The 17,033-nt window shown below is 45.8% G+C and carries 19 protein-coding genes and 1 other RNA gene; 4 read left to right on the top strand and 16 right to left on the bottom strand.

Translation table 11 applies throughout. The features are described from left to right. Positions 1–2,160: a malate synthase G gene (locus tag BW952_RS07010; protein ID WP_045851613.1), complete on the bottom strand. Its 2,160-nt coding sequence runs from the start codon at positions 2,158–2,160 to the stop codon at positions 1–3. 342 nt (positions 2,161–2,502) lie between these two features. Between BW952_RS07010 and BW952_RS07005 the strand changes: the two genes are divergently transcribed. Then, positions 2,503–4,188 carry a methyl-accepting chemotaxis protein gene (locus tag BW952_RS07005; protein ID WP_169714090.1) on the top strand — a complete coding sequence of 562 codons (1,686 nt, stop codon included), beginning with the start codon at positions 2,503–2,505 and terminating at the stop codon, positions 4,186–4,188. A gap of 78 nt (positions 4,189–4,266) precedes the next feature. Then, complete coding sequence (locus tag BW952_RS07000; protein WP_045851614.1) at positions 4,267–4,497, top strand: cold-shock protein; 231 nt, start codon at positions 4,267–4,269, stop codon at positions 4,495–4,497. Positions 4,498–4,522: 25 nt separating this feature from the next. On the opposite strand, the gene BW952_RS06995 is transcribed toward BW952_RS07000, so the two are convergent. Continuing rightward, positions 4,523–5,005, bottom strand: coding sequence for a DUF456 domain-containing protein (locus tag BW952_RS06995; protein ID WP_045851615.1), 483 nt, complete (start codon positions 5,003–5,005; stop codon positions 4,523–4,525). A gap of 67 nt (positions 5,006–5,072) precedes the next feature. Here BW952_RS06995 and BW952_RS06990 point away from each other — a divergent pair, with 67 nt between their 5' ends. Further along, positions 5,073–5,450 carry a nucleotide excision repair endonuclease gene (locus BW952_RS06990; protein ID WP_045851616.1) on the top strand — a complete coding sequence of 126 codons (378 nt, stop codon included), beginning with the start codon at positions 5,073–5,075 and terminating at the stop codon, positions 5,448–5,450. Between the two features lie 39 nt (positions 5,451–5,489). Here the strand turns inward: BW952_RS06990 and BW952_RS06985 are convergent, their stop codons facing one another. Then, the gene (locus BW952_RS06985) at positions 5,490–6,701 is read right to left on the bottom strand and encodes an ATP-binding protein (protein ID WP_052698492.1); all 1,212 of its coding nucleotides are present in this window, start codon (positions 6,699–6,701) and stop codon (positions 5,490–5,492) included. A gap of 211 nt (positions 6,702–6,912) precedes the next feature. Between BW952_RS06985 and BW952_RS06980 the strand changes: the two genes are divergently transcribed. Further along, complete coding sequence (locus tag BW952_RS06980; protein ID WP_076496240.1) at positions 6,913–7,074, top strand: aspartyl-phosphate phosphatase Spo0E family protein; 162 nt, start codon at positions 6,913–6,915, stop codon at positions 7,072–7,074. A gap of 44 nt (positions 7,075–7,118) precedes the next feature. On the opposite strand, the gene ssrS is transcribed toward BW952_RS06980, so the two are convergent. The 13 genes from ssrS to BW952_RS06915 form a co-directional block, all read right to left on the bottom strand. Beyond that, a non-coding RNA gene (gene ssrS, locus BW952_RS06975) (6S RNA) lies at positions 7,119–7,320 on the bottom strand. 39 nt (positions 7,321–7,359) lie between these two features. Beyond that, positions 7,360–7,674 (bottom strand): pyrimidine/purine nucleoside phosphorylase, encoded by a 315-nt coding sequence (ppnP, locus tag BW952_RS06970; RefSeq protein WP_045851617.1) that lies wholly within the window; start codon positions 7,672–7,674, stop codon positions 7,360–7,362. Positions 7,675–7,758: 84 nt separating this feature from the next. After that, positions 7,759–8,058 carry a hypothetical protein gene (locus BW952_RS06965; RefSeq protein WP_045851618.1) on the bottom strand — a complete coding sequence of 100 codons (300 nt, stop codon included), beginning with the start codon at positions 8,056–8,058 and terminating at the stop codon, positions 7,759–7,761. Between the two features lie 59 nt (positions 8,059–8,117). Next, positions 8,118–9,935 (bottom strand): asparagine synthase (glutamine-hydrolyzing), encoded by a 1,818-nt coding sequence (gene asnB / locus BW952_RS06960; protein ID WP_094031956.1) that lies wholly within the window; start codon positions 9,933–9,935, stop codon positions 8,118–8,120. Between the two features lie 144 nt (positions 9,936–10,079). Next, positions 10,080–10,538, bottom strand: coding sequence for a MarR family winged helix-turn-helix transcriptional regulator (locus BW952_RS06955; RefSeq protein ID WP_045851620.1), 459 nt, complete (start codon positions 10,536–10,538; stop codon positions 10,080–10,082). Beyond that, positions 10,535–11,014 (bottom strand): glutathione peroxidase, encoded by a 480-nt coding sequence (locus tag BW952_RS06950; protein WP_045851621.1) that lies wholly within the window; start codon positions 11,012–11,014, stop codon positions 10,535–10,537. The genes BW952_RS06955 and BW952_RS06950 overlap by 4 nt, the downstream gene beginning before the upstream one ends. A 16-nt stretch (positions 11,015–11,030) precedes the next feature. Beyond that, a complete protein-coding gene (locus BW952_RS06945) occupies positions 11,031–11,450 on the bottom strand; it encodes an organic hydroperoxide resistance protein (protein ID WP_045851622.1) in 420 nt (139 codons plus the stop codon). Positions 11,451–11,912: 462 nt separating this feature from the next. Further along, a complete protein-coding gene (locus BW952_RS06940; protein WP_269430741.1) occupies positions 11,913–12,533 on the bottom strand; it encodes a TerD family protein in 621 nt (206 codons plus the stop codon). 45 nt (positions 12,534–12,578) lie between these two features. Further along, complete coding sequence (locus tag BW952_RS06935) at positions 12,579–13,382, bottom strand: SGNH/GDSL hydrolase family protein (protein ID WP_045851623.1); 804 nt, start codon at positions 13,380–13,382, stop codon at positions 12,579–12,581. Positions 13,383–13,479: 97 nt separating this feature from the next. After that, on the bottom strand, positions 13,480–14,706 hold the full coding sequence (locus BW952_RS06930) for a molybdopterin-dependent oxidoreductase (protein ID WP_231581453.1): 1,227 nt from the start codon (positions 14,704–14,706) through the stop codon (positions 13,480–13,482). A 154-nt stretch (positions 14,707–14,860) separates the two neighbouring features. Beyond that, positions 14,861–15,748: a peptidylprolyl isomerase gene (locus BW952_RS06925; RefSeq protein WP_231581455.1), complete on the bottom strand. Its 888-nt coding sequence runs from the start codon at positions 15,746–15,748 to the stop codon at positions 14,861–14,863. Between the two features lie 55 nt (positions 15,749–15,803). Then, entirely contained in the window at positions 15,804–16,433 is a 630-nt protein-coding gene (locus tag BW952_RS06920) for a GTP pyrophosphokinase (protein ID WP_045851624.1), read from the bottom strand. 301 nt (positions 16,434–16,734) lie between these two features. Further along, positions 16,735–17,028: a hypothetical protein gene (locus BW952_RS06915; protein ID WP_045851625.1), complete on the bottom strand. Its 294-nt coding sequence runs from the start codon at positions 17,026–17,028 to the stop codon at positions 16,735–16,737. Between the last annotated feature and the right edge of the window lie 5 nt (positions 17,029–17,033).

Raw genomic sequence — 17,033 nt, 5'->3', positions numbered from 1 at the left:
TTAAGTTGTAATCCTGTACTTTTCTTTTGCTTCCAGCCGCTTTTTGTGCAAAATCGGTTCGGTATAGCCATTCGGCTGCTCATATCCTTTAAACACCAGGTCACATGCAGCGCTGAATGCAACGGATTCATCAAAATTCGAGGCCATCGGTCTGTAGCCCGGGTCACCCGCATTTTGTTTGTCGACAACTGCCGCCATCCGCTTCATTGTTTGAAGCACCTGTTCCTTTGTACAAATCCCGTGGTGCAGCCAGTTCGCGACGTGCTGGCTTGAAATGCGCAGCGTTGCCCGGTCTTCCATTAAACCAACGTTATTTATATCCGGCACCTTCGAGCAGCCGATGCCCTGCTCGACCCATCTGACCACATATCCGAGGATGCCTTGCGCATTGTTATCCAGCTCCTGCTGAATGTCATTCGCTGTCCAATCCGGATTTGTGACCACCGGAATCTGTAAAATCTCATCCCGGAAGCCTGCTGCACTTTGCTCCAGTTCCCTTTGCACCTCAAACACATTCATCTTATGGTAATGAAGCGCATGAAGAACGGCTGCTGTTGGAGAAGGCACCCATGCGGTCGTTGCACCGGCTTTTAAATGAGCGATTTTTTGCTCCAGCATATCCGCCATTAAATCCGGCATCGCCCACATTCCTTTGCCAATTTGCGCGCGCTCCTGAAAGCCTGCAGCAAGCCCGTTTGCCACATTCGATTTTTCATAGGCAGCAAGCCACGCCGACGTTTTCATCGCGCCTTTTCTCATCATCGGACCGGCTTCCATAGACGTATGCATTTCATCTCCGGTCCGGTCGAGAAAGCCCGTGTTAATAAACACAATTCGATTTCTCACAGCGGCAATGCAATTTTTTAAATTCAGCGAGGTCCGGCGTTCTTCATCCATCACCCCAATTTTCAATGTAAAACGCGGCATCTGGAGTAAATCCTCAATGCGGTTAAACAGCTCATTCGCATACGCCACTTCCTCTGAGCCATGCATTTTCGGCTTTACGATATAGATGGATCCGGCTCTTGAATTTCGCAGCGCAAGATGTCCGAGCGCGGACGGCTTGGCAATGGCACTCGTGATGACACCGTCTAAAATCCCTTCAAAAATTTCATCCCCATTTCCATCTAAAATGACCCTGTTTGTCATTAAATGACCGACATTCCGCACAAACATCATGGACCGGCCGTGCAGGGTGAACGGCTCACCCGTTGTAGACATGTAAGAGCGATCCTCATTCAGCGTTCTGCTGACTGATTTTCCGTTCTTTTCAAATGAAGCAGTTAAATCACCCTTCATCAAGCCAAGCCAGTTTCGGTAAACGAGCACTTTATCCTCTGCATCCACAGCGGTAACGGAATCCTCACAGTCCATGATGGTTGTGACAGCTGCTTCCATTAGAATGTCTTTTACTCCAGCTGGGTCCGACTGGCCAATTGGATGGTTCGGATCAATTTGTATTTCAAAATGGAGACCGTTGTTTTGGAGCAAAATGCCCGTTTCCGCCATTCCTTTTAATTGCTCCGGATGGCGGAGGCCTGTTTTGCTTCCATTCTTCATTGACACGACCAGCTGGCCGTTGTCCACCTGGTACCCTATGGATTCCAGGTGCGTTCCTTCAGCAAGCGGTGCTGCTTGATCAAGGAAACGACGCGCAAACTGAATGACTTTTTCACCACGCACCGGGTTGTAGCCTCCGGTCTTCTCACCGCCATCCGATTCGGAAATGGCATCTGTTCCGTAGAGCGCATCATACAGGCTGCCCCACCGTGCATTTGCGGCATTGATCGCATACCGGGCATTGTTCACCGGCACGACGAGCTGCGGACCTGCTTGAAGAGCAATTTCCTCATCTACGTTTTTCGTCGTAATATGGACTTGTTCCACTTCCGGCTCTAAGTAGCCAATTTCCTGTAAAAAAGATTTGTACGCTTCAAAATCGAAATCGTTCGATCGGTGCCACTGATGTATTTTTTCCTGCAGTTCATCACGACGTTGTAAGAGCTTGCGGTTCACAGGCGTCATTTCAGCGACAAGTCGCCCAAACCCTTCCCAAAATGATTCCTGCGTCACCCCTGCCGCCGGAATCACCTCGCTGTTCATAAAATCGAACAGCTGCTGATCCACCTGTAACGAACCCGATTCAACATAATTACCCATTTAACCCTTCCCCCTTGTTTCGTATTACGCAACAGCGTTTCATAAAAAGCTGTAAAAAAAGAGTAGCATGGCTTTCAGAAAATTTCAACTCCTTTCTGAAAGCCTTCTCTTATTTTTTCCACATTTTCATAACAATTGGATACAGCTTAACGAGCGCAATAAAAACAACAGCCCAGACGATCACTTGAAAAATAACGTCGCTCATGATTTCTCCTTTTTTTCACTTTTCTCTAGTATAACAAAATTGTACTGTTTATACTTTGTTAACATTTGAGCATACAATAGTTCTATTTATCCAGTATAATATAATTATAAGAGAAGAAGCAGAAATGAGGAATGGAAATGAAACTCCGTGGAAAATTAACAGCAATCTTTGCCGCCGTGCTTTTACCCTGTTTTTTAATGATCGGCTTCAGTCTGTACGGTTTAACTGAAATGAACAAGGATTTGGAAAACATGCATGACAAAGGGCTTGCGATTTCAACCAATTTAATTCAGCTGTCTACGATGACGGAAAACACACGGGTCAGCATGCTGACGGCCGTATTAAACGAAGACCCGACGCAAACCGACCGTGCATTGGAAACACTTGACTTGATCAGCGATAAAAACGACGAAATGCTTTCACTGAATATGGCGCCTGAAGAACAGGAAGCATTTGAACGATTCGTTTCCAATTGGGCAGCTTTCGATGAACGGGTGCGCTTAAATACCGTGCTTATTCAAAATGGAGAGTATGAAGCGGCAATGGACGGGCTGCGCGCCGGCGGAGAATTGTTTTCTGCCGCTACAGACCAGCTGCGCGCCGTGACGATGTCAAATGAAGAAATGGCTGCCACGTTAAAAGGCGACGCCGATGAAACGTATAGCTTTATCAATAAACTCGTTTGGATTGGAACCATCGGGACGATTGTATTTGTTCTCATCGTTGCCGCCCTATTCAGCCGGAGTCTTGTCCGCCGCACCCGGCAAATTAACAGCCGGGTAAATGAGCTGGCCGCAGGTGATTTAACCGGAGTCCCTCTGCCCATTCAATCAAAGGATGAGATTGCTGCTCTCGCTGCCGGAACGAATGACATGAAGGATCACATCCATGCTTTAATTGAAAAAACGTCCACTGTCACGCTGCACGTTTCGTCCAATGCAGAGGAGCTCGCAGCGAGTGCCGAACAAGGAACAGCTGCAGCAGAAACTGTCGCAAATCTTTCACAAGAATCTGCAGGCAGTACGGAAATCCAGCAGCAAAACATGAATGAAATATCTGCCGCTATTCAAGAAATGGCGAGCCTTCTTCAAACAATGAATCATAATAGCGACCAGATGAATAAACAGGCGGAACACGCTTCTGACAAAACAGGCGAAGGCCAGCTTGCGGTTCAGGAAGTATCAGAGCAAATGAGCTTTATTTCCAAGTCGGTTAGTGAAACCCATCACTCTATCCAGGCGCTAGACGAGAAATCCAGCGAAATCGGAACCATTATTAACATGATTACGGCGATTGCTGACCAAACAAACCTGCTTGCCTTAAATGCGGCGATTGAAGCGGCACGTGCCGGAGAGCATGGCAGAGGATTTGCGGTTGTAGCGGATGAAGTCCGCAAATTAGCGGAACAGTCCAAGGACTCTGCTTCGCAAATTCAGCAAATGGTCCGCCACATTCAGCAAGATGTGCAGCAAACAGCTTCTAATATGAAGCAAAATGTGGCAGCAGTAGAACAGGGTATCGAAAAAGCTGAGACCGTGACAGCCATTTTTGGTGATATTCATGCCAAAATCAATGAAGTAAAAAACCGTGTTCAGGAAACCACCGCTTCTACACACGAGATTGCCTCGAGCAGCGACAGCATTGTACTGGCGATCGACCGCACGAATCGTGCCGTTGAACGAAGTGTCATGGCCAGCCAGGAAAGCTCTGCCGCTTCTGAGGAACAGCTGGCTACGACAGAGGAAATTGCTGCTTCGGCTCAATCACTTGCCCATTTAGCGGATGACCTTCAGCAGGCGGTTAGCCAGTTTAAGTTGAAATAATACGAAGAAAATGTATCAGAAACCCCTAAAGTGTGAGATAATAGACAAGATTGACCAATAACCCCGGGGGTGACGTTAATGTCTTATTACAGCAAAAACCGTACGGAGCCATTGCCTAACGTTGACATCGAGACGTGGGAATGCACGGCGGATGGCTGCAAAGGCTGGATGAGAAAAAACTTTTCAGAAGATGATTCACCGTCGTGTCCTTTTTGCGGAAGCGAAATGGAGAACGGAACCCGGCACACGAACTCGCTGCAAAACAATACGTTTCGTAAACCGGCAGACGCCGAACAAAAAAAAGCGTGATTCCACTGGAATCCGCTTTTTCTTTTTAAACGAGCGCTTCGATAAAAAACCAGCCAATCATGATCAACTGAATGATGATTTTGGCGAAGGTTCCACTCAAGAAAGCCACTAGTGTCGCATACGCCACGAGAAAGGCCTGCTTGATGTTTTTCAGGATCAAAAGCTCGACAACGAGGACCGCTAAAAATGGAACAACGATAATGCCAAATGGCGGAATAATAAAGGACCCGGCAATAATCGCGATGACAGCCGTCCACTCTCCCCATTTAGAGCCACCGTATTTTTTGACGAAGTAGCTATTAGCCAGAAAATCAGCTAAAAACATCAAAATGGTCAGAAGCAGCATGCCAATCCAAAACACGACGGATAATTCTTCCCGGCTGATGCCAAAATAGTACAGGGCAAAGCCCGCCCACAGGACGAACACAGATGGAACAATCGGAAAGATAAAGCCGGCAAAACTGACGATAAAAAGCAAGATAATAACGGTCCAAATGAAAATAGACACACAAAACACCTCTTCTCTGTTATGATAGCATTGTACCATTATGCAAAAGAATAGGAAGTGATTCACATTGATTACAATTGAACTGCCTCAGGCTGACTACATTTTAACGAGAAAACGAATTCCAGAAGATACAAGCGAAGCGGCCATTGCCCGGGAATACGGATTTACAGATTATCATAAAATTCCGCGTGATAAAGCGGGTGTCTTTTTGTTTTATGATGCACAGGATCGTTTAATGTTTGTTGGAAAAGCCCGTAAATTGCGCATGCGGATTCGCAAACACTTTGAGGATACTGTTTCAGATATTAAAAACCACCGGGATGATGTGCACAAAATTGTCGTGCTCGTTGTCGACAGCCCGATGGAACGCGACATATACGAAACATATATCATTAATACATTCGAAGCGAAATACAACACAGACAAAGCATTCTTTCGTTCGTAAGATTAAAAAGCCGGCTCTCTTGAGGGAGCCGGCTTTTGATTATGCAACGGGCAGCTTTATTTCGACCGTTGTTCCCTTTTCTTTTTCACTGGAAATGTTCAATTCTCCGCAATGGCTGTCAATAATTTTCATGCATGTCATGAGACCGAGACCCGTCCCCTTTTCCTTCGTTGTATAAAAGGGTTCACCAAGCTTTGGCATATGCTCAGCGGATATGCCGGATCCTTCATCTTTTACTTGAATTTGGATAAATCCTTTGATCCGTTTCATTTCCACTTGAATCGTGCCGCCATCTGGCATCGCCTCTATCCCATTTTTCAGCACATTCAAAAAGACCTGCTTCAGCTGATTTTCCTCGCAGTAAAGAAGCGGCATATCCGGTTCCATATTGACATGGATTTGAACATTATCCATTAGCGCCTGTGATTGAATTAAAGCGACAACATCTTCAAGCATCGTTGTCACTGCCTGTTTTTTATACACGACATCTACTGGCTTTGACACACCGAGCAGCTCACTGACAATCAAATTGATTCGATCAAGCTCCGTGATCATAATTTCAAAATAGTCGTCCCGGTGTTCTCCTTGCCTGTGTGACAATTGAAGAAACCCTCTAATTGATGTGAGCGGATTTCTTATTTCGTGCGCGATCCCCGCTGCAAGCTGTCCAACCAGTGCCAGCTTTTCAGATTTTTCCACAAGCTGGGCTGTTTGTGCTTTTTGAATTGTCAAGTCTTTTACAATGGATAACAGGGCTTCTCTTCCTTGAAACGGCATAAACAATGAGGAAACCCCGCACGGAACCACACGTCCGTCTAACGTAATAAGTTCTTTTTCGGTGTCCATCACAGGCACCTTGCTCCTATACACCTGCTGTATATGCCTTAATGACAATTGCTGATAATCTGATTTAATAAATTGGTAAATCGATTTTCCAATTAAGTCTGTATTTTGGGAGGCGCCCAGCAGCTTCTCTCCCGCTTTATTAACATATAAAATGGTTTCACCTTCATGAATAAATACAGCGTCAGGCAAAAGCTCCACCAGCTGCTTATAGCTTTCTGCCCCTTCCTCCGTGCGCTTGTTTTCTATTTTTATCCGGTCGTACTGCCAGCCCAGGAAATACGCTAAACAAAACGCCGCCAAATTAATCACGGCTTCATTTTTTATTTCTCCTTCAAAAAAAAGCAGATGCACAAGCACCATTAAGGCGCAAACCGAAACTGTTACGAGCCTTCCTGTGTAAATCATCGTTTAATCCCTCTTTTTTACTCGCTCTTCTTTTATTGTATTTTACGCAATTTTCTGTCAAAAACCTACTTTTTTCATTCGTTAAATCTCGACATCGCTGTAATGTTGTTAGATGTTTTGTCGAAAGTGTTTTCAAGTTCATTCTTTTTTTATATACTAGTTGCTGTTCCTTTTTATAAAGAGAAACGAACGTGATGCTGGAGGTTTGGAAATGAATGCTTTAATGATTAATGAAGAATTGATGAAAAAAATTAAAACGGTGCGCCACGCCATGATAACTGCAGGTACAACAAAAGGGCTTAATCACACAGAAACGATCCGCTACAGCCAAAAGCTGGACGAGCTGATGAATGAAGTTCAACTTCATCAATAATCAAAAACAGGCATAAAAAAAATCAGCTCCTCACAGAGCTGATTTTTCATGCCGCCTTTGCCGTATTGTCAAAAAATAAGAAAGTTTTAAACCACCACTCCTCAAAGTGGGTGTTCGCAAAAACGTTCATGTCTGTCCTCCTTGCCGCATGGGCAGAGGCCTGTCAATCCCGTCTTAATGTTAAACTCCCTGTTACAGCTTAAAGGTTAAAACTTAATTAAAAAAACACGTACAACGCAGCTGTATACGTATCTTACTTCTTTTCATTCCAAAAGGCAAGCTGTTTTATTCTGCTAGGTAGGAGCAGCAGTAATCCACGACTGTTTGCACTTTCAGCTGGAATGATTCATTTGCCGGCACGTAAAAAACACCGCTGCCGTCAATTGTTTGCCAGTCGCCGTCCTGCAGCTTGTACTCAAGGCTCCCGGCTGTAATATCCATTTCTTCTTTTAGCTCTGTTGAAAACTCATATTCACCGGGCATCATGATCCCCAGCGTTTTTTTGGAGCCGTCTTCGAAATAAACCGTGCGACTCGTCACCTTGCCATCAAAATAAACATTGGCTGCTTTATCAACCGTTACACCTTTAAACTGCATCATCATCTTCCTCTCAACATTGATCACTTAACTTTACCATAAATCTGAAAATTGAAAAAGGCACCTTTCAAAAAGGCACCCTGTCATTTATTCGCTATGAATATCAAATGTAATATCCTGATTCCGGTGGTCGATGCTGGCGACGCTGAAAAAGCGGTCACCGGCTTTGTAGCCATCCGGTGTTTCAAATTTGTAGAAGGTTTTTTTGCGGTCCTTCCGATCCGTTAAATAGCGGTCAGAGACCATTTCGTAAAATTTAGACGTTTCACCGCACTTAATGTGAAAGTGAGTGCCTTCGCCGAGTTTCAATTCTTCTTCAAACGATTGGCCCTGCTTCCACTCTCCATGCCCGCTTCTGTATACACATGTCATCTTGTTTGTTTTCATCGTTCAGCACTCCTTTCTTGTTGGTTATTATATTCCCCGATTTCCTTTTTAAAAACATCTTATTTGTGATAAAATCTCACAGCATATTCATCAAACCAAAAGTGCATTTGCACAAAATAGGCAACGAGCTGAGGCCCGGTCATCAGTTGGCCGAACCACGGATGCTTGAATGACGCACCACCGGTTTTCGCCAGCTTTTCAAGCTCTGTCTTCGAAAAAAACTCCAGCAGCGGCGAGTCTTTTTTCAGGATGTCCAAAAGCATGTGAGAAACCGATGCCGTGTAGGCGGGATGATGTGTTTTCGGGTACGGGCTTTTTTTACGGTACAGAACATCCGCCGGGAGCACCCCGTCAAGCGCCCGTCGCAAAATCCCCTTTTCCCTGCCGTCCGCCATTTTCATGTCCCACGGAATGTTCCATACATATTCAACCAGCCGGTGGTCAGCGAACGGCACCCGCACCTCAAGGCCTGCGCCCATGCTCATCCGGTCCTTACGTTCCAGCAGGGCAGGCATAAACGACACGATGTTCAAATAAAACAATTCCCTCCGGCGCTGATCCACCTCTCCCTCTCCATCGAGCTGAGGAGTTTCATCGCGAAGCTTTTTGCTTTGTTCCTGACCATACTCCTTTAACGGAAGAACATGCTTCCATCTGCCGTTCAACAGCTGTGCTTTTTCATTCATGGAGGTGATCCACGGAAATCCGGCTTCTTGCTGCTCGCGGTGAAACCACGGATAGCCGCCAAAAATCTCATCGGCGCATTCGCCTGACAAGCCAACGGTAAAGTCTTGCTTGATTTCCTGGCAAAACCATAATAAAGAGGAATCCACATCGGCCATTCCTGGTAAATCCCTTGCCCGCATCGCGTCTTTCAAGAAGAAAGCCAGGGTTTCCTGCTCAATGACCTTCGTATGGTGGACAGAGCCGATGTGCTGCTGCATTTTCTCAATCCACGGCCGGTCTTCCCCGGGCTGAAACAGATTTTGTTTGAAAAAGCGGCTGTTATCTTCATATTCAATCGAATACGTATGAAGCGGCTGATCAAAAAAATCGGCAGCAAAGGCGCTGATGGCACTTGAATCTACTCCCCCGGACAAAAAGGTGCAAACCGGTACATCAGCCGTCAGCTGCCGGGTAACCGCATCCTTCAGCAAATCATGCACATGCATGGCCGTATCGGAAAGCGACTCGGTATGCGGGGCGCTCTCGACGTTCCAATAACGCCAGATGTGCAGGCCGGACCGTTTCAGTGTCAACGCATGAGCCGGCCGCAGCTCTTTTACGTCTTTAAATACACCCTGTCCTGGTGTACGGCCGGGTCCAATGGCAATCAGCTCCATTAAGCCCGTTCCATCGAGCTCCGGCTGCACAGTCGGATGGGCAAGCAACGCTTTTATTTCTGAGCCAAAAATAAACATACCGCCCTTTTCCGAGTAAAACAGCGGCTTCACACCGAGCCTGTCCCGCGCCATAAACAGCTCTTCTCGCGCTTCATCCCATACACCGAAAGCAAAAATGCCATTCAAGCGTGACAAGCAGCTTTCACGCCACTCGATATAGGCGTGAAGCAGCACTTCTGTATCTGAATGGCCTTGAAAAGAATGGCCGCACTTGATGAGCTCACGGCGAATTTCTTCTGTATTGTATAGTTCTCCATTGTAAACGATCGTAAAGGAGGATCTGGTCATCGGCTGTACGCCGCCCGCCGGATCTACAACGACGAGCCGTGTATGGCCAAAGGCCGCATGACGAGAGGTCCACGTATTAAAATCATCGGGTCCCCTTTTTACGAGCGTCTTCGCCATTTGCCGAACCGTTTCCCGTTCATTATTTATCTCCTTGTGGAACTGTACAAAACCTGTTATTCCGCACATGTGCATCATCCTTTCCACTATTACCATATGCGGTTCAAGCAGAAAAAAGCACAGGAGGCCGGGACAAAAGATTTTCCCCGCTCAAAAAAGCCGAACGATCATGCGAAAATATCGCAGTCATCCGGCTTTATGCTTTTTGTTTTGTCACGAACGGCCCAGCTTCTTATGATCTGTCCGGTCTTGTAATTTATGGTGGAGGTCATTCAAGCGCTTCATCAGCTCGTTATATTCCTCGACTTGAATATTGCACAGCTGAATTTCCTCCGCCACTTTTTGCGTGATGGCCATTTGCTGCTGTCTGGCTTTGTCTTCTAAGTAAACAAATACTTTTCGTTCGTCTTCAGTTGAACGCCGTTTCTGAATCCAGCCATTTTCCTGCATACGGGAAATCATCGGTGTCAGCGTACCAGTGCCCAAATGAAGACGGGCGCCGAGCTCCTTCATTGTCACCGCATCCTTTTCCCATAAGGACAAAAGCACCAGGTATTGTGTGTACGTGAGACCGAATGGCTGCAGCACACTGGCGTAAAGCTTCGTGAATTCGCTGGCGGTTTCATACACCGCAAAGCAAAGCTGGCTGTTTAATGATAAAAAATCCTTCATGACAGCAGCTTTTTGACGTCCTCTTCTATTTTTTCAGGATTCGTCTGCGGCGCATACCGTTCAACCACTTCACCTTGTTGATTCACGAGAAACTTGGTGAAATTCCATTTAATTTTTTTGGAAAGCAGCCCTTTTTTCTCCTGCGTTAAAAAGTCAAAAAGCGGCTCAGCCTGGTCGCCGTTCACATCTACCTTGGCGAACATCGGGAACGTCACGCCATAGTTCACCTGGCAAAAATCCGTTGTTTCTTTTATATCGTCAAATTCCTGATTATTAAACTGGTCGCAAGGAAACCCTAATATAACCAGTCCATCCTCTTTGTACTTTTCATAAAGAGACTGCAGCCCGCCAAATTGAGGCGTGAATCCGCATTTGCTTGCTGTGTTGACAATCACTAATGGCTTGCCTTCGTATTCTTTCAGAGACACCATTTCTCCACCAGGCATTTTCACATCGAAATCGTATACCGTCGCCATTCCTTCAACTCCTCTCTTATTTTACCGTTAGTTCAACCTCTACGTTGCCGCTGATTGCTTTTGAGTACGGGCAGTAATGGTGTGCTTTATTCACATATTCCTCTGCTGTTTCACGATCGACTCCGGCAATGGAAACCTCAAGAACAACACCAAGCTTTACCCCTTTGTCTTCTTTATCCGGGTAAAGTGAAACCGTCGCTGTCACTTCACTGCTTTCAAAGTCCACCTTGCCTTGCTCAAGCATAAGTTCAAGTGCGCTGTTAAAGCAGGCACTGTATCCTGCTGCGAACAGCTGCTCCGGATTTGTAGCCGTTGTCGCATTACCGCCAAGCGCTGCCGGCTTTTCAACATCCAGGTTGAAAATATTGTCCGGTGAATGCACCTCGCCGTTACGTCCGCCTGTGTTAATAATCGTTGTCTCATAAAGTGGTTTCATCATAAAAACTCCTTTTTTGTTTTTTTGATCTTTTACGATTTAATCGTACACGATTTAAATGACGGATGCAACTTTAATGCTTTTTTATCATTCCCGATAGAAGACTCCCTCTTCAATCGCAGGAAGGGCGTAAAGCCCGGCGATAAGGGGGAGATGAATGTCGGTTGGCGATAGCCAAAATGTTGCAAAAACCAAACAAATGTACTACACTGGATAGGTACAGTTGTTCTTTGAAAACTGAAGATAAGAGGTTGTGACAGGAAATGCGTCTGTCACGTAAAATCTTCAACGCTCTAACACGCCCACCTAGCCGAAAAGCGAAAACCAAGCCGTGCGCTAGGTGGTGGAGTCCACCGTACAAACGTGTATGTTCACCGTCGGGATGACGGATAGCGCCTGCTAAATAACGGGCGGTTACGCCGGTGTTCGCAGGAATCTCCCACTTCTATAAGTGAGAGTAGTTCAATGAAGCTTGTCCATATGTACAGGTGATAATTTATTCATCGATTTTTTCTTATCAAAAAAGCCTTCCGGAAATTGAGTAAGCCCGTATTGCCGGCAAATAGCCTCAAAGTCTCCTATAGCCCCGCTTCCTGTCAGCACGATCCGCCAGCCGCCTTCCGCTCTGCGCACATCGCCAATAACGGCGCCCGCCGCTTCCGAGAAATCTTCCCCGAGCTCATAACGGACGATCTCTTCTTTTGTTTCATCATTGATCATTCGGACAAATGCTTCATTCACGTCGCGGAATGTCCGGCTGCCTGACTGATGAAGGGCGATCGCAATCACGATTTTATCAACATCTGCCGGGAGCATTGCAAGCTGAATAAACAGCTCTTCATTGTCTCCAATGCCTGCGCCTGTTTGATTGTCATTGGACAAAAGCAGCGCGCCGTCAAATGCCGTTAGCTGGTTGTAAAAAACAACATGCTCATAGGAAGAAAGAACATCGTCTTGATCCAGTAAAAATGCCATCATATCCAGGTCAAATAAGGAAGCGCTCCCATCCCAGCCAAGAGCTGCTTTGATCGATTGTTTCAGCCGATTTGATTTCAAATGATACCCTCTCCTTTTCGTAAGCAGGATAGCAGCGGACCTTCACTGTAAAGCAAAAAGTCCGCCATTTTTTTATCTTGTTTGCCGCTGAAGCTGGCTGAGCATTTGATCTGCAATGGCATGATAGCCCAGTTCACTTGGGTGAATGCCGTCCTCTGATACATTTTCCGGCGATTCACTATTGATGACGTCCGTTGTATCGACCACCACTGCATAATCATGACTGGCTGCCAGCTCGTAAAATTGAACGTTCCATCTCGGCAAGAAACGATCTGCCAAGGAATAAAGCTCAAAATCTTTATCAAGCGGGTTGTACAGCTCAAGCAGCAAAACGGTCGCTTCAGGATTCAACTCATGAACTCTTTCCATAATATCTGTTAAATTTTGATTAAATGCTGATTGAAGTGAATCAAAGGATTGAATCGCCTCATAAAAGCCTTCTTCAAAGCCGAGCTGTAAAATATCGTTTCCGCCAACATTAAGGGTGACAATGTCTGCCTGCATGATTTGCTTATCAAAGCGCCCGCTCTGAACAAGCTCATTTAACTCACTGCTTGTAATCTCATTGATTCCTTCATTTTGAAACTGAACATCCTTTTGAATAGATGCTTCGAGATTTTCTGAAAATGTTTTAACTAAATTTTCTTTCGGATGTACGCCGAATCCTGTAATAACCGAATCCCCAATCGCTACGTGCTTGAGTGTCTGCTTTTCATTGCTGCGAAAATACTCAACGTACGTATCCTTCGGTTCGCTTGCAAGAGTTTGCGGCCCCTGCTTCAGCTGCTCGATTTGATAGTGCGGATAATACATCCAAATCGCCAATCCTGCCACACACGCTGCTACAACACTCAAAATGGCGGCGATCCCTTTCATGTTCTATACCGTGTCCTCCCTTTATACTGAAATACCATTCAGTATTGTCATCCTGCTGGTTTATTATTCGTGGCCGTTTTGCTTTTTACCCTTTGCTTCACAACGATTTAACCCACGCATCTTTATCATAGCCGCGCTGCTCCCAATAGCCGATGTGCTCTTTCTCAATCAGTTCAATCCGGTTGAGCCATTTCACCGATTTATACGCGTACATTTTAGGCGTAATCAACCGGACGGGCCCTCCGTTCTGCTGCGTGATCAATTCACCATCTATTAAGACCGCCACCAGCATATCACTCATCAAGGCCTGTTCAATAGACAGTGTGTCTGTATAGACGCCGTCAGCCGAATAAAACTTGACATAGTTCGCCTTGCTTTGTACACCTGCCTGCTCAAGAAACGTTTTCAAAGGAATGCCTTCCCACGTCACATCATACACGCTCCACCCTGTCACACAGTGAAAGTCACTTACTTGAACACTTCGACTTAATGCAACGAACTCTTCCCACCGATAGGATGCCTTCCGATCAACCAAACCATCAATTCGAAACTGAAAGTTATCATTCGTGATTTGAGGAATCTCGGTTACCGTATAATAACGAAAATCACCCCGGCGTCCGCCGCCAATAGGGGGAGCTGACTTCGCATCAGGAGTTGGAAGCGGTGAAAGGCGGTTGCCGTCCGGTTTAGTCGAGCCGTTTAACGAAAAAGAGGGATTCACCCACTTGATGACGGCTGGCAAAAAAGCGAGCACAATCGCCGTGCTTCCGATCATTTTCAACACGGTTCTCCGCTTGTATAGCGGTTGCTTTTCATCTATGACAACAGGTGCACCTATCTCCTTTTTCTGCGGTGCCTTCGCCGTTAGACGCTTGAACCACTTGCTCCTCGTCACACTATGAAAGATCACATAGGGGACACCAAGCCATGTAGCGGCATCATGAAGAAACAATGACCACGTATTCACGACCGGCGGAAATTGACGGTGAAACGTCAGAACCAGCCCCGAGCCGATGAACGTGATCAATATAGCGGCCACAATGTACACATTCATTCGGTTTGGCTTTTTCTTGCGCAGTGCATGTAAGTGCTTTCTCGCTTTCGGTACATAAAAAAGCACCGGCAGACAAGAAAAGAACCCGACCCAAATATGACTTTCTTTAACCCATACCCGCAATTCCGGAAAAGAAGACCGGAAAACCGTCGAAAAAAGGAAAAATCCTGTGACAGTGAGGAAAAGAAAAAACAGTGCGTTTGTATGATGAAGCCGGATCAGCTGTTTCCCAAATGAAAGGCGAAAACGAAAGAACTCGTTTATTTTCAAAGGTTGCACCCTCTTTGCTTTTCTTTAGTGTACGCTGATTGTCCCTTCATCTCAAATTTGGTTTTGCTTCTGAAAATAGGAAACAAGAAAAAGCTGGACGACCCTAGGGGCCGTGCAGCTTTTTTGAATGTTCATGTATGTTTATCGCCGTTCGTCACTCTTCAAATGAGTTATAAATATCGTACTCCTCCTGCTTTTCTTCAAGCCAGGTCGTGTATTCTGCTGAGAGCTTTTCCTGCATCAATGCTTCTTTAATCTCTTCTTTGCTTTCTTCTACATTTGCTTCTTTCGCTTCTTGTTTGTCCGTTACTTTAATAATATGGTAGCCATAGTCGGTTTGAACGGGGTCACTGATTTCGTCGACGTTTAAAGCAAAAGCAGTGGTTTCAAAAGCTTCTGCCATTTCGCCAGTGCCGAAAAAGCCCAGCTCCCCGCCGCTTTCTGCCGTCGCTGTGTCAGTAGAGTATTCCTTCGCCAGTTCAGCAAAATCGCCTCCCTCCGCCAGTTTCGCCGCCACTTCCTTCGCTGTTGCTTCATCCTCAACAAGAATATGGCTTGCTTCCACCTGCTCGGCTGTGGCAAAGCTGTCTTTATTTTCTTCAAAGTAGGTGCTGATTTCTTCGTCTGTAATGTCGATTCTCGGCTCAAGCAGCTTGACGGTCTGCAAGTAGACAGTAATATCTTCCTTCATTTCTTCTTCTGTCATGCCGCTTGATTCGAGCGCTGTTTGAAACGCCTCTTCGCCGCCGTATGACTCGATCGTTGCATCCAGCTCTTCTTGAATCTCAGCTTCGGTTACTTCAACCTTTTCCTTAGCTGCTTCCTGCGCGACCAGCTGATCCGCAATTAAAGAGGATGTGGCGTCTGCCCCGTACATTTCCGCCAGCGTATCGTACAAATCGTCTTTTGTAATTTTTGTCCCGCCTACTTCGGCCACCGTTTCCGCACTGCCGCCAACTGCCGCAAAAAAGAAGCCCGCTGCTGCCACCAATGCAATAATACTTGCCCATACATATGTCCTGCCGTTTTTCAACATCTTCATCTTCTCGCTCCTAACCTGTCATTTGTATCTTTAGTGTAGAAAAGAAAAGTGAAAATCAGGTGAAAACCTGTCCGCTTTTTAAAAAATCCATTTCTTTTTTGATGGCTTCCATTTTTTCATCCAGTGCCTTCATCGTCTCGGCAGCGCTTTTCAGTTCACTTCGAAGTGCTGGTGGAATCTCCCGGTCAAATTTATAAAAAAGCTTGTGCTCAAGGCTTGCCCAAAAATCCATCGCGGCTGTTCTTAATTGAATTTCAACGAGTGTTTTTTCCGTTGAAGCGGCCAAAAAAACGGGGACCTCGACAATCAGATGAAGACTTTGATAGCCGTTCGGCTTTGCTTGCTGTATGTAATCCTTTGACTGAACAACCGTTAAATCGCGCTGCTGCTGGATCATTCGGGATACGTGGTAAATATCCGACGTAAACGAGCAGGTAATCCGGATGCCTGCGATGTCGTGCACATGACGGCGTGCATTTTCCGGTGTAAGCGTATATCCTTTCCTCTCCAGCTTTTGAACGATGCCGTTCTGACTCTTCAATCGTGACTTCATATGTTCAATCGGGTTGGACTGATGAATATGCTGAAACTCCTCATTTAAAATGTGCAGCTTCGTGTTTACTTCATCCATCGCAAATTTATGAACGAGCATGAGCTTTTTCCATTCCTCTATTTCTTCCTTCATCTTCACACGTCCCTTTTTTGATTTACTGCAACGCAATCTTACTGAAAGACGGTGAAAATTGAATGAAAATACATCAATGAGGACAGCCAGGGAAATACAGCGACAGTATCGCCGGTATTTGCTATTTATCGCTGATATAAAGGATGGATCGCCGATATGTTGAAGATATCAGCGATCGACAGGTGGATATCAGCGGTATATTCATTTTATCGGCGATAGCCTTCAAGAAACCGTTCACCTTAACAAAGAAAAACCGGACGACTGCTGTTTCGCGAGATCGTTCGGCTTTTCACCTCTATCTCTAAGAAGAAAGCTGCTGGGCTGCCAGCCATTCACGCAGTCTGCTTCTGGAAAAGTAAATCTTCCTGTTTATTTTGATCGAAGGAATATCCGGATGCTCTTCCAGAAAGGCTTTTATATCACCCTTCTGTGTACCAATGAACCGGTGCACCTCGCCTGCTTCGATCAATTCCGGCTGATCCTTTGTTTTAAAATGATCGAAAAAATTCTTTTCTGATGGATGTTTCCAATTCTTCAGCCCATCGCCGATGAAATAGCCGGCTACCGCGATGCCGATGCCTAAAAATAAGCTCATTGCTT

The sequence above is a fragment of the Domibacillus enclensis genome (assembly GCF_900156125.1).
Classification (GTDB): Bacteria; Bacillota; Bacilli; order Bacillales; family Domibacillaceae; genus Domibacillus; species Domibacillus enclensis.
Note: the sequence above shows the minus strand (reverse complement) of the source record. Positions and strands in the feature narration are given on the sequence as shown.